This is a genomic window from Bacillus sp. FSL R7-0685, from assembly GCF_038002425.1.
GTDB classification, from domain to species: Bacteria; Bacillota; Bacilli; order Bacillales; family Bacillaceae; genus Bacillus; species Bacillus subtilis.
Window position 1 is genome coordinate 3,892,810 of the sequence record NZ_JBBOCN010000001.1, and the last position, 14,455, is coordinate 3,907,264.

Here is a 14,455-nt window from a genome sequence, read left to right on the forward strand (position 1 = left end):
TTTCCTCACCTCCGTTGATGTCTTTTTCTCAAAATAGAACTCGTATATCCTCCCTGTTTCCGCGAACAAGTTTGACAGTGAGGATATAGCCTTTGACGCTGGCCTTTCTTCCTTAATTTTGATACTGGTTGGTGATCCGCAATCCAATTTCCACTTTTAGTTCCAGGATGCCTTCTACCACAAGTGTGACAGCCATATTTATTCCCAATCTTGTTTAATACTCTTCTTTCCTTTTTATTCAACCTGCTACTTGTACTTCTTGCAGGTATTGACCTTTTGGCATATTTACCTGGTTTTAAATACTTCTTAGCTCCCTTCGCAACACCTAAAACCTTCTTGGCGCCTTTCAGCACTTTTCCAGGGCCAAAGTTAGAAGCAGCTGCCCAAGCAACACTTTTCCACCCTTTACCTGATTTATATGCCTTGTACCCATCATAGGCTGCAAATCCAGCATTTACCACAAGCCAAACCCAATGCCCATCAGGGTCAACATTCATCACAGGGTTATTATTTCCATAAGCATACCCATTCTGATCCAATGAGTCGCCATCGCTGCCCGGGTCTGGGTCAAGTGAGAGGAACACGCCGTTTCTTGGCTCGTAGTAGCGGGCCATGAGGTAGTACAGGCCGGTTTCTTCGTCGTATTGGTAGCCTGCGTAGCGGTAGCGGTTGTCTTTTACTTTATCGCTTGCTTCGGTTTTTGTTGGATTTCCCCATGCGTCGTACTGATATTTGGCAACCGTTTTTCCGGTGCTGTCTGAGATCGCGATGACGTCGCCGTGTGCGTTGTAGTGATAGAAATATTTCTTGCCATTTTCTGTGTAGGATAACAGCTGGCCGCTGTCCCCGTACGTGTATGATTTTGTGACGTTGTTGTCCGCGTCTGTTTCATACAAGACGTTCAAGCTGTCTCCGTCGTAGAAGTAGTTCGTGACTTTTCCGTTGACGGTTTTTTGGATTCTGTTTCCTTTTTCGTCATACTTATATGTTGCGAATGGCTTGTCTTCGCCTTTTTTGGTAACGGCGGTCAGGTTATCTTCTGCATCCCACGTATATGTGAATTTGCCGTCGGATGTGCGGTTGCCGTTTTTATCGTAAGAGATGCTTTCATCATTGACTTTTGTCAGCTGGTTCATGATGTTGAAGGAAGCGTTCACCGTTTTGCTTGAGCCGTCTTTTACAGTTGTAACGGTTTTCCGGTTCCCGAATCCATCATATGTGTATTCAATGACAGTACCGTCTTCATGGGTTTCTTTGACAAGCTGATTCAGCTTCCCATACTCATATTTCACCTTGCCGCTTGCTGAGCTGTTTATCGTTGTGCGATTGCCGTTGGCATCATATTCATAGCTTTCCGTCAGAATGCTTCCGCCGTTTTTGTCACCGATATGCAGCGAGCTTACAAGGTTTCTTTCGTCATATGAAAAACTTGTTCCGCCGCCGTTGCCCGTAATAAAGGTTTGGACGTTTCCATTTTCATCATAATCAAATGAATATGAAGATGTACTGTCTTTCATCTCAATCATTTGGTCCAGCTTGTTATACGTAAATTGATTCGTTCCTTTTTGGTCCCCATGAGTCCACGAGAAGGTTTTCAGCTTATCGGAGTCACTAGGGTATGTCCAAGTTTGGCTGCCGCCGCGGTCAGTCAATTCGGTTAAACGGTTTTTGTTGTCAAATGTCCGTTTCTTTGTGGTGTTCTGCTCTTTATTAACGACCGACGTTTCATTTCCATTTTTGTCATACGTGAAATTGTACTTTTCTGTACCGTTATACGACTTTGATTTCACCCGGTCTGTTCCATCATAAGAAAGAGACACTTCGTTGCCATTTGGTGAAATGGTTTTGGTCAGGTTGCTGTTGGCATCATATTCGCTTGCTAGCACATTGCCCAGAGGGTCAGTTGTTTTGACAAGCTTGCCCATCACATCATATTCGTATTTATAGGTTTGATCTGCTCCCGCCCGGATGGTTTTGCTTACCTCATTGCCTTCCTTATCATAGCTGTGAAGGATAGAAGTGCCGTTGGAGAGCGTCATGTTTGTCAGTTGGCCTACCTGATCATACGTATAGGTTGTTTTTTCACCTTTTGCATCCGTTTCAGCTGTTTTCTTACCAGTTTCATCGTAATCAGTTGAAGTGGCGTAACCTAGTTCGTCCTCTTCCTTGGTCACATAGTTGCCATTACTGTCATACGTGCTTTTAGTCAGAAGGCTTCCTTCAATCAAACGGATATCATCAAACCAGACTGTGCCTGTCGCACTCTTTTGGAACAGAATACTAATATCTACTTTATTGATCGGCTTTGTTTTAGGGATGACGACAGCTGCCCGGTTCCATTCCTGTGTTCCAGAAGGGAATTTCGCATTGTAGACGCCTGTGCTGCCGTCAGCGTAAGTGACATTCGCCTGCAGAGAATAGTCTTTTTCATCTGTAAATTTGACGCTGCTTGCTTTCGACATTCCTGTCAGTGTGAGATAAACCGGTTTGTCATTTGCGCTTTGCCCTAAGACAACGGTTTGTTTTGTTACTGATCCGGCTTGGGACGCACTGGTCCGGGCAGCTTTTAATGATACATCATCATTAAAGCCTTCTTCAGAATCAACGGATGCTCCGCTTACATTCCAGTTTTCCGTCGCTGATGTGAAGCTGCTGTTTTGAACTGGGTTATAGCTTGACGATACTTCGCCTTTTTCCAGCTGGACTTCATCGAACCATGCTTTTCCTTTGCCATCTTTATCATTATGATCGACTTCCATATACACAACGGCTTTTCCTGCATTTGCTGGAGTCGTAAAAGTGATTTGCCGTTTTGTCCAGTCATTTTTTCCGGCTAATGCACTGTATTCATTGTGAATCCATTGAATTCGTTTTTGATCTCTGTCTCGCAAATCAATGTTAAAGTAGGCTCTTGTTTTTGCTAGATCTGTTTTGATTTTCCCGCTTAATGTATAGGTTGTATTCGGCTCCAGTTCAACTGTTTGTGTCGCTGAGGAAAACCCGTGATCGGTTCCGGCAGACGTTGATTGACTCAAGATTTCCAATGCCTTTGATCCGGAAAGAACTCCGCTTTTATCGGTGATAATTGAGATTTTGCCGCTGTCTTTAGAGGCAGTCAGATTCCAGCCGGATTTTTGCGCTTCAAAGCTTCCATCTTTCAAAATATTAGTTGAAGCTGATAAATCTTTGCTCGATTGAATCTGGTTTCCATATTTATCATAAACAGCTGCTGACGATGATTTTCCGCTCTGATCGGTTTCGGATACAGCATCCAGTCCGTCATAAGCAATATCCGTGACATTGCCCTCGGTATCCTTCATTTTTGTGACATCGTTGTTTTTGTTATATTCGTATGTCTCAGTTCCATATGCGTCTTTAACCGACGTAACGTTGCCATCTTTGTCATATTGATAGCTTTCCGTTGCTTTTCCGGTGCCCACGTCGTTTGGATCGACATCTTCTACGACATTGTTGCCTTCATATTTTGTATTCGTTGTAATTTTTAGCCCTTCAGCATCATCAATGACCTGAATCGGATTTCCCGCTTCATTATAGCCATACTGTACCTTCCGGCCATTTGGCTGTGTCATGAGAAGTGTCTTTTTATCAGCATCATAGCTGTAGACATATGTTTCTTTTTTAGCGTTGATCGCTTTTTCGAGACGGTGTCCGCTATACTGATATTCGGTAAAGACAGGCTTTGCTTCGGTACTGTTGGCTGAATACTGTTTGACAAGGCGCCCTTCGCCATCATAGTCATAGCTTGTGACAGTCCCGTCTGTATCCGTAACCTTCTTCAACAAATCATTCTCATATGAGTAGGTGACTTTCTTATTCTTAGGTCCGGTGATGGACGTCACATGGCCATTTTCATCATATGTGAATGTGAGCTTGCGGCCTGAAGCATCTGTAATGGCTGCCAGTTGATTTTTGTCGTTGTAAGTGTAGACGGTTGCATTGTTGTGGCCATCCACTACCTTTTGAAGCTTACCGCCTTTTTTATTGAAATAAGCATTGGTTTGATCTTTTGTTTTTAATATGAACTGATCAGCAGTTTCTGTTAATTCAAGATATACACCGGTCGGCGGCTGAAACGTGCCATCGGCTTTTTTCGTGAATCGATGTGTCGTAGCGTCTTCATCGATATACATTGCCCCGCCATCCGTTGAGATGACAGATGTTTCTGCATCAGCATACCAGCCTTGTCCAAATAAGTGATCAGAGCTGTCAAGACTGTTGTAGGTTCTCGATAAGCCAAGTCCCGGACCGCGTCCGTCAATTGACAAATCTTCTTCATTCACAATGACATTGCCTGTCGCACCATTTAACTGGCCGCTTGGGATATCAATGATAGACCAGTATTCTTCTGTCCCAAGGAATTCTGCTCCTTCATGGAACGTTGGGTTAAAGGGCGCCGTTGGAATTGTTTCACCATTCGCATCATAAGCGACAAGCGTGAAAGAATAATTCTTCTTCCCTTTGTAATTCCCATTTGCATTGTTATAGACAGGTGATGGATCGAGGGCTAATTCCCCGCCTTTTCCATCTGTATGAAGCTTATAGCTTCCAGCTTTGATTTCCTCAGAAGTCGGCCAGATGTTTTTATTTTGGGTTGTCCAATGATCCGCGTCACCCACATCAAAGGATTGATATTCTTTACCGTTGTAAATGTTAACTTTATAGCCTTTCGCATTTTGAACCTTTTCCCATATCAAATTCACATAGCCCGTTTGACTCGATTTTGTATTTGTATACAAATAGCCAGTTAAATTCTTTGGCTTAGCGATATCAGGAAGTGCCGGGTTAGCAGCCGGTGATGCAATGGATTCGCCGTCTTTGTTGTATGCGATAATTTTAAACGAGTAATTTCTTTTGGCTCCATCTCCCCCGGCGTTTTTATAAGTTGGGCCGGGATTGATCGGCAGCTCTGCTCCGCTCCCGTCCTTTAGGTGAAGAGCATATTTTCCCGCCTTGATTTCTGCACTTGTCGGCCAGATCTTTTTCCCTTTTGTGGTCCAAGACGTCTGATTTCCGAGATCAAGTGTCTCAAAGCCTTTCCCATTGAACACCTGAATCTTATAGCCGGTTGCACCAGATACAGCTTTCCAAGAAAGATCGAAATATCCTGTGGTATTTCCATTATTATAGCCCTTGGTTGACGGTGCTTGTGCTTTTCCTACATTAGGGATAACAGGCTTTGCCGGTGCGGACATCGCTCCTTCTCCCTGATCAAAGATTGCACTGACGCCGATCCAATAGTTTTTGCTTGTGGCATAGCTTCCGCCGGAGTTCTTATAGACCGGAGATGGGTCTAGCGCTAGTTCAGTTCCGCCTTTTCCATCAAGGTGAAGCTTGTACTTACCGGATGAAATTTCTGCACTTGTCGGCCAAATATTTTTCCCTTTTGTGCTCCAGGAGGTCGTGTTGCCGACTGAGATCGCTTGATATTCTTTCCCATTATAGATCCATACCTTATAGCCTTTTGCACCCTCGGCTTTTTTCCAGCTGATATTGAAAAAACCAGTGCCGTTCCCATTATTGTATGCTTTAACAGCAGGTGTGCTCGCCTTCGGGATGGTATACGTCACTTCAATATACGGTTTATTGGCGGAGTTCGCTGAAGAAATTAGTTTTTTCCAATACTCCTTGCCGTTTCCGTTTGTATGAAGCTTAAATCCATAGTTGGCCCCGCCGGAGTTCCATGACTTTACAGCAGCGGTCACATCATAACTCGCCCACTGTCCTTTATGGACGTCGGCTTTTCCGATATTTTTAGATGCCGGTTTGGTGTTCCATGTCACTTTTGCATTATCATAATTGCTGTTTACCGTATCCAGCCAAAGACCGGTTGCCTTTGTTCCATAATAGGAATGGGCTACGTATGTTTTTAATGTAGCTTTAGTGACAGTCATATTTTGAATTGGCTTTAGGTTGTTAAATTTCATGAACGCATAGTTTGTGCCTGTTGTTTTGTCATAATAGCCCGTTTTCAGTACATAGGCCTTTAAATTAGCATCCCATTTTTGTGAGGAGGCCGAATAGTTCGTCGTCGGGTAGGCACTCATGACAAACGTGTCCGATGAAACAGATAAAGAAGTTGACGGGTCAATAGAAACTGGATATACGCGTTCCGGGTCTTTCAGCCAGTTCTCGTCTGCCGTAAGATGAAGCAAATACCCTTCTTCATTCTTTTCCAGCTTATAGCTGACTTTGTCTGACCGTTCAACCTCGCCGGAAAGCTCATCTAGTTTTGAATCCGTCATAAAAGGCTTAGGCACAGAAAAAACAACTTTGCCTTTTTCATCAGAAAAATCAATGGATCCATCCTCTTGTTCTTTAGCCTGCAAATCGGTTTTTAACTGAAATGTAAATGTGTTGTATCCATTATACTGATGAAGGACTAAATCTTCTTTTATGTTTTCATTGAATGTGAAAGTCTGAAGAGCAATATTCGGAAAAACATCCGGATACACAATCTCATTACTGTCAGTCTTATAATCTGCTGAGGTATCTTTCGGAGTAAGTGAAGTTTTATTCGGGCCTTTCGCTTCTACAAGTGAATATGTAACCTTATGGTCATTATGCTCAAAAGTCGCATAAAGCCCGTTCTTCATTTGCTTTTGAAAATCTGAATTCAAAATGGCGTTCTCTGTTTCGACTTGTTTGCTTGTCGACTCTTTTAACTCAGGAGAAATGTCTTCCCAGTCAGCATCCGGTGTTTCCTTTATATGAATAGGGTCAAGGTATACTTCCTGTTTATAGACACCGTCACCTTCATAATAGAGCTTTGTATTTTCTGTTCTTTCTGAGGTGATCTCTCCCTCTTTGTTTATATTTTTTGGATCAAAAGGTATGGCTTCCTCAGTCTGTTCTTTCCGAGAAGTTTCTTCTGGATCATCGGCAACAATACGATTTCCATTCTCTTCTTCTGTGGTTTTTGCCAGTACATCTGCTGGCAGTAATGAAATCATTAAAGCCAACACTAAAAATGCTGCTATGAACCTTTTACAGTTTCGCCTCTTTCTTTTTTTCATTTTCTCTCTCCTTCTGTAATAAAAGTAATATTTACTCAATAATCTTAACTAGACTGAAATATTATTACAATATTTTTCTAGAAAATTTATCTTATTTTAAGGATTAGCGAGAGTCTATTGACCTAAAATAAAAAAAGGCCGCATAGGCCTTTTTACATTTTTTCATTATTGGATTTGTTCAATATCCGTACCTTCAGCTGCCACATTCTCCTTCCCCTTCCTCCTGACAAGCGTCAAGGCCATGCCCGCAAAGATCAGCACGATGCCAAGCGTTTGATAGAGGTCAGGGCGGAAACCTGTGAAGACGGTATCGAGCACGATCGCCACAGCCGGATCGAGAAATACAATGATTGAAATAAATTTCGTTGATAAAAATCGCAAACTGTCAAAAAACAACAAATATACTATACCCGTATGGATGATGCCGGTAGATACCACCATAATCCAGTTTCCCTGAGATAGGTCAGCAAAAGCGCCAAAGTGAATAAACGGAATCAGGATGATAACCCCTAAACCCGTCTGCAAGAAGGTGGTCGTGTAAGGACTGAGATTGTGAATGCCTTTTCCCAATAAAGTGGTGAACGCATAAAACAGTGCGGCGAGAACTGCCCATATGATCCCTGATCCCATCAGCTGTGTCAATGAAGTGCTGCCGTTAATCCCGGAAATCAGCGCAGTTCCCAGAAAGCAGATGATAATGGAGCTGACGGAGATCACATTTAATTTCTCTCTGTAGAAGAAGCTCCCCAGAAGAAGAACAAGCACCGGCGCTAGATGATAAACAGAGATGGCAATTGTAACGGACGTTTCTTCAAAAGACTTAAATAAGAACACCCAGTTGAATACAAGAAAGAAACCGCACGCCAATGTTTGCAGCACGTCTCTCTTGCTCCATTTTTCAGTTTTATACTGGCCGGACGTCAGCCAGCAAAGACCTAAAAACAGCGTCGCGCAAAGGCAGCGGACAAAGACCAATTCAAATGACGGCAGATTGGTATGCTCTGAGAAAAAGCCGATAGAACCGAAAATCACCATAGAGATGACCATTTTGATTACGGCTGTTGATTTTTGTTTTGGTGTGATTGAGAGATCTTGCTGCATCAAGCGTATTCTACCTCCAATTATGTATAGGGAAAAGCACCCCAACTGCAAGGTGCTTTTCCTTTTTTTTATAGTTTCTTGCCGGCCGTCCAGCCGCCGTCTATGACAAAGTTTGAACCTGTAATAAAGTGCGCCTCATCAGAAGCCAAATACTTCATACAGGAAACGATATCACTCGGCTGCCCCCACGTATGAAGGGCATGGTTATCCTTGATCAGCTGAACCATTTCATCGTCTTGAAAATACTCTTCCGTTAATTCTGTTTGGATCACGCCCGGTGAAATGCTATTCACCCTGATCCCCTTTGATCCGAATTCCATAGCGAGCTGCTTCGTCAGTCCGATGACCGCATGCTTGGAAGACACATAGGCAGCCCGCGCAGGCTCTGCCATCAGCCCGGACACAGAGGCGATGTTGATTATACAGCCTTGTTTCCCCAGCTTTGACCACAGCCTTGCCGCGTCCCGAGAAAGAATAAAGGCGGCCGTGAGGTTAATGTCTATGACCTTTTTGAATGATTCTGCCGATAATTCAAGAACAGGGGTGATTTCCCTTATCCCTGCTGTATTAATTAAGATGTCCGGAATCAATTGGCTTTGTTCAAGCTTTGGCATCAAAGATTCCGCCTGCCGGACATCAGACAAGTCTGCTTTTTCCATGTAAAAGTCACTGTTTACTATAAATTCTGACATTTTATTCGTTTGAATATCCACTCCAACGACTCGAAAGCCTTCTGTTAGAAATTGCTTTACCGCCGCAAAGCCGATTCCGCTATTTGCCCCAGTTATCATTATATTCTTTTTCTTCATCATTTTACATTCTGCCTTTTTTCATTTTGGTAATTTGTAATAATCTGAATATTATTATTTGACAATATATTACAAATAATTTAGCATTGCACTACATCCTCTATTTTCCACATTTTCTATCATACAGGAAATTACTAAAAAAATCATCTACTTTTTAAGGAGAGATTCATATGGTTCAAGTTTCAAACGTACAAAAAGAGTTGACATCCGATATTTCTAAATATGCTTCTTTTTTAAAGGAAAACGGCTATTCGTATATCCCAGCAGATTTCTATCAGCAGAAAACAACGGACGCTGCAGTCCGCGAACTACAGCTTACATATGATGATTTGAAAGCTGATCCTAAAGGAGGCGGCCGTTACAGAGCGCATTCCCGCTACATTTTGGCTCCTGACTCCGACACTCTTGAATTAGATCCGGATAATGGATATTTCCAATCAAAAGAATATAATTATGATGATGGCGGTATCGTCAGACAATTTAAAAAAATATCAGATGAGTTTCTACAGCATCCTGTAACGCGGCATATGATACATTCAAATGTAGAAATGGCCCGCCAAACCGATTTTGTAGATTGGGAGAAAGAAGTGATCATCGGGCTTCACCAAGTCAGATATCAAGTGACACCTGACGCGCCTTCATACAGCTCACCCATTTGGCTGCATCGTGACGATGAACCGCTTGTTTTCGTCCATCTATTTCAACTGAGCGAAGATGCTATCGGAGGAGATAACTTAATTGCTCCGTCTGTTAAGCAAATTGATAAAGTGCTGCGGCTGACAAACCCGCTTGAGACACTTGCTCTCGGGCAAAAGGTCTTTCATGCGGTTACACCGGTCGGCACTGCCAATAGAGATGGCGCGCATCGAGATATATTATTAGTTACATTTTCTAACAGATAAAAAAAAGCGCCCAAGGGCGCTTTTTTTACAAATCTATCGAACAATCAAAACCGGGCATGTTGATAATTGAGACACTTTATGGCTGACGCTTCCAAGCATCATTTCTTTCAGGCCGCTGATCCCCCGGCTGCCAACTACAATCAGGCTGACGCCTTTCTCTTTTGCGTGATTTAGTATCTCATGCGCCGGCTCGCCATTCGCGTAAATGGTTTCAGCTTGAACGCCTTTTTCGGCTGCTTTTTCTTTTGCATTTTCAAGGATTTTCAGGCCCTCTTTTTTAACCTCGTTCCTGATTTCATCAATAAAGTGTTCAGGCACATAGACAATTCCCGTCAGAGAAGAAGTCGTGACGACGGCTTCTCTCCCCACATGAAGAATGCTTAGTTCCGCTTGCTGCTCTTTTGCCAAATGCACTGCGGCATCAAGGGCTTTTGCACTCATGTCTGATCCGTCAATCGCTACTAACATTTTGTTAAACATGCTCTTCCCGCCTTTCGGACTGTGGGTGGTTCATCTTTCTCTTTTATTGTCTGCCTGCATTTCGTTATTGTCAATTGAAGTGCATGAGTTTTCAAAAAATTGTCAGAGACTCTCTCCGTTTGTGGCGATGACCTGCTGATACCAGTTGAAGCTTTTTTTCTTGATGCGGTTAAATGTTCCATTTCCTTCATTGTCCCTGTCCACATAAATGAAACCGTAGCGTTTTTTCATTTCCGCAGTAGATGCGCTGACAAGGTCAATTGGCCCCCATGATGTGTATCCGATTAATTCAACGCCGTCCGCAATGGCTTCGCGCGCTTCAATTAAATGATCACGCAGATAGTTGATTCTGTAATCGTCCTGAATCGTGCCGTCCTCTTCAACCTTGTCTACAGCGCCAAGGCCGTTTTCAACAATGAACAGCGGCTTCTGATAACGGTCGTATAAGGTGTTGAGCGTGATGCGCAAGCCTTTCGGATCAATTTGCCAGCCCCATTCTGATGATTTGAGGTAAGGGTTTTTGACTCCGCCCAGCAGGTTGCCCCCTGATTTTGCAAGCTCTTCCGGATCTGTGCTCGCCGCCATCGACATGTAGTAGCTGAATCCAATATAATCCACCGTATGTTCTTTCAAGAGCTCTTCATCGCCTTCAGCCATTTCAATTTCAATATTGTTTTCTGCCAGATAGCGTTTCATATATCCCGGGTATGCGCCTCTTGCCTGAACATCTGAGAAGAAAAGTGTTTTGCGCTCATTCTCCATTGCCGCGAAGACATCCTCCGGCTTAGAAGTCATCGGATAGGTTGTCGTTGCCGCTATCATACAGCCGATTTTCGAATCAGGAATGATGTCGTGACCCGCTTTGACAGCAAGAGCACTGGCCACAAATTGGTGGTGTGCCGCCTGGTACATCGCGTTTAATTTGTTTTCTCCTTCTTCAAAAACAAGACCGCCTCCGGTAAATGGCGCATGGAGCACTACGTTAATTTCATTAAACGTCATCCAATACTTCACTTTGTGTTGATAGCGTTTGAAAACCGTTTTGGCATAGCGTTCATAAAACTCTATGACTTTGCGATTCTTCCAGCCGCCATAATTTTTCACTAAACCGAGCGGCATCTCATAATGAGAGATGGTTACGACAGGCTCAATATGATGCTTTAACAGCTCATCAAACAGATCATCATAAAATCTGAGGCCTTCTTCATTGGGCTCCTCTTCATCGCCATTCGGAAAAATTCTCGTCCACGCAATCGATGTGCGGAACGCCTTAAATCCCATTTCTGCAAATAAGGCGATATCCTCTTTATAACGATGATAAAAGTCAATCCCGTTGTGATACAGATTCAAGGAAGTCATTGATTCATCAAATGGAGACATGATCCCGTTCGGCGATACGTCAGCTGTCGAAAGCCCCTTACCACCCTCGTTATAAGCACCCTCCACTTGGTTGGCAGCAACTGCGCCGCCCCATAAAAATCCTTCTGGAAATCGTTTTTCATTTGAACTCATATTGATCACCCCATTAGTTTTTTCAAGATAAAGCAAGCAGCGCTTCTTTTGGCTGCACTTTACCGATCTCTTTCACCGGCGAAAACGAATATTGGTCTGTGTTGGTCACAATCACCGGGGTAATGACGTCATATCCCGCGGCTTTGATTTGCTCCAGATCAAAGGACACGAGCGGATCTCCCGGTGCGACCTTGTCGCCTTCTTTGATGTGAGCCGTGAACCATTGTCCCTCCAGCTTTACCGTGTCCAATCCAATGTGTATGAGTATTTCAGCTCCCTGATCACTCGTAATGCCAATTGCGTGTTTTGTTTTAAAAATGGTGGTAACGCTTCCACGAACAGGCGACACAACTTCTCCTTCTTCAGGCTCAATGGCGAATCCTTTTCCCATGATCCCGGCAGAAAACACTCCGTCTTTAACTTCACTTAATGCTTTCACTTCTCCCTTAATCGGGCTGTGAATGATCTCTCTGCTGCCTTCATGCACTGCCGGCTGCTGGCTGCCGTCAGAAGGCACATCCTCGAATCCAAGCAAATACGCAGCTGCTGTTCCCGCCGCAAACGCAATCACAAGGCCGATCATCGCGTAAATAAACGTTGGGCCGATAAAGACAGGGATGCTCGGGAGACCTGCATTCCCCCCGACGATATAGGAAGCAACACCCGTCATGCCGTAAAACGCGCCACCGGCTGCACCGCCAATCAAAGCGGCCGCAAACGGCTTTTTCAATCGCATATTCACGCCGTACATCGCAGGTTCTGTGATCCCCATCAGCGCCGTGATGCTTGTGGTAAGCGCGAGTGATTTAAATTTTTTGTTTCTGGAGCGAAGGAAGACGGCAAATGATGCTCCCGCCTGCCCCATATTCGCCAAAAACATAGCCGGCAGTAAATAATCGTGGCCGTTTTGAGCGATGTTGTTGATCATGATCGGCACAAAGGCATAGTGCATGCCCGTCATAATGATTAAAGAGAATGTACCAGCCAGCAAAACCATCGCCACAAGCCCTGCATGATCAAACAAATAATTGACCCCAGAAGACAAGTATTCTCCTAAAATAGCGCCAAGCGGACCGACTGTAATCAATGTCAGCGGCACGACAATCAATAGCGTGAATGTCGGAACCACAATCAATTTGAGAGATGCGTGTGTAAAACGGTCAATCCATTTTTCCACGTATGAAGCAATCCAAATCGCCAGCAAAATCGGGATGACCGTTGACGAATAAGTGGCAGCGGTTACAGGAAGCCCAATAAAGGAAATCGGTTTCCCCGCATCGAGCAGGGCTGTCAAATCCGGATGCAGGATCGCCGCCGCAATGGCAGCCGCTACGTACGGATTGCTTCCGAATTTTCTCGCCGCACTCATCGCTAGCAGGAGCGGCAGGAAGTAGAACGCACCGTCACCGACAGCCGTCAAAATGACATGAACCTGGCTCTTCTCCGCCATCCAGCCAAACGTAACTGCCAGCGCAACAAGCCCTTTGATCATCCCCGCTCCCGCAATCGCAGGCAGAATCGGAGTAAACACCCCAGAAATCACATCAAAGACCGCACTCAGCACATTCTTTTTCTGAGAGGATGAACCAGCGCTCTTTTCATCACTGAGATTGCTGTGCCGCACAATCGCCTGATACACCTTCGGCACATCGTTTCCGATAATGATTTGAAACTGCTCGCCGCTGATATTGGTGCCCATCACCCCCGGCAGCTGCTCCAGCTGACTGCGATCCGCCTTAGCGTTGTCATGAAGATTAAAACGCAGCCTCGTCATGCAGTGAATCACGCGCTGAACGTTGTCTTCACCGCCTACGAGTTGTAATATGTCCTTCGATAATTTATCATAATCCATGTGTATACCTCCTTTTTATGGGGGGACTGCTGGAAGAAAGGTGGCCGCCTTTCACCAGCTTTTTTTCTATCAAATGCTGCATCACCTCCTAAAAGAGAATAAAAAAAACCTAAATGACACAGATTGCGAGAGTCTCCTCCTGCACCTGCACCATTTAGGTTTTGCCTGCTTTCACAGTAACAATCCTGACGGGTCGTTTTATTTGTTTGTAGGTATACTTTAGCACTAGATTCGCGGGATGTCAACGCTTTCATTTTTGGGTTTTGACTAAAGGGAATACTTATTGAGGACTGTTTTGTTATAGAGGGAAGCCATTTTGTATATTTTGTTTTATTTTTCCGAAAATACTATCAAATATATCAGCTGACTTAATATAAAAATAAAAAACCTTGAAAGGCAATTTAGCCCATCAAGGTATATGTTTTATTTTTGACTATCCCTTTTCCATATACTTTCTCCGTCAGTTAAAAAAACTGCACTTGGCGGATCATCATAAAGTGAAATTTCAACTAATGAACCTTTCTTTTGTATTAACCAATTATATAAACTACTTTCTTCACTAGTAGGATGAGCTAAAATATCATTTACTTGAAATGTAACTGCATAATATTCGATAAAATTCACATCATCGTCATCCAACCCATTGTCTGTTTCAAAGAGTGTGTCTGGTTCACCAATAATCTTTAATCCACTATCCCACTCTATTATCAAGTCACTATCTTTATACTCTTTTAACGCTTTTATTAAAGGATCATATTCCATGTA

Annotated in this window: 8 protein-coding genes; 1 reads left to right on the forward strand and 7 read right to left on the reverse strand. The window is 43.7% G+C overall.

Features of this window, described 5'->3' with window-relative positions; all coding sequences use genetic code 11:
- Positions 1-5: 5 nt before the first annotated feature.
- From wapA to MKY50_RS20250, 3 genes are all read right to left on the reverse strand, one after another.
- Positions 6-7,034, reverse strand: a complete 7,029-nt coding sequence (gene wapA / locus MKY50_RS20240; RefSeq protein ID WP_341117180.1) for a tRNA nuclease WapA — start codon at positions 7,032-7,034, stop codon at positions 6-8.
- Positions 7,035-7,199: 165 nt separating this feature from the next.
- Positions 7,200-8,135 (reverse strand): DMT family transporter, encoded by a 936-nt coding sequence (locus MKY50_RS20245; RefSeq protein WP_341117354.1) that lies wholly within the window; start codon positions 8,133-8,135, stop codon positions 7,200-7,202.
- 68 nt (positions 8,136-8,203) lie between these two features.
- Positions 8,204-8,947 (reverse strand): SDR family NAD(P)-dependent oxidoreductase, encoded by a 744-nt coding sequence (locus MKY50_RS20250; RefSeq protein ID WP_341117183.1) that lies wholly within the window; start codon positions 8,945-8,947, stop codon positions 8,204-8,206.
- A gap of 167 nt (positions 8,948-9,114) precedes the next feature.
- On the opposite strand from MKY50_RS20250, the gene MKY50_RS20255 reads away from it, so the two are divergent.
- The gene (locus tag MKY50_RS20255) at positions 9,115-9,846 is read left to right on the forward strand and encodes a 2OG-Fe dioxygenase family protein (RefSeq protein ID WP_341117185.1); all 732 of its coding nucleotides are present in this window, start codon (positions 9,115-9,117) and stop codon (positions 9,844-9,846) included.
- Positions 9,847-9,879: 33 nt separating this feature from the next.
- On the opposite strand, the gene MKY50_RS20260 is transcribed toward MKY50_RS20255, so the two are convergent.
- From MKY50_RS20260 to MKY50_RS20275, 4 genes are all read right to left on the reverse strand, one after another.
- A complete protein-coding gene (locus MKY50_RS20260; RefSeq protein WP_003227162.1) occupies positions 9,880-10,326 on the reverse strand; it encodes a universal stress protein in 447 nt (148 codons plus the stop codon).
- A gap of 102 nt (positions 10,327-10,428) precedes the next feature.
- A complete protein-coding gene (gene bglH, locus MKY50_RS20265) occupies positions 10,429-11,838 on the reverse strand; it encodes an aryl-phospho-beta-d-glucosidase (RefSeq protein WP_003243232.1) in 1,410 nt (469 codons plus the stop codon).
- 22 nt (positions 11,839-11,860) lie between these two features.
- Complete coding sequence (bglP, locus tag MKY50_RS20270; protein ID WP_341117187.1) at positions 11,861-13,690, reverse strand: PTS beta-glucoside transporter subunit IIABC; 1,830 nt, start codon at positions 13,688-13,690, stop codon at positions 11,861-11,863.
- 423 nt (positions 13,691-14,113) lie between these two features.
- Positions 14,114-14,452, reverse strand: coding sequence for a hypothetical protein (locus tag MKY50_RS20275; RefSeq protein WP_015250873.1), 339 nt, complete (start codon positions 14,450-14,452; stop codon positions 14,114-14,116).
- Positions 14,453-14,455: the final 3 nt, after the last annotated feature.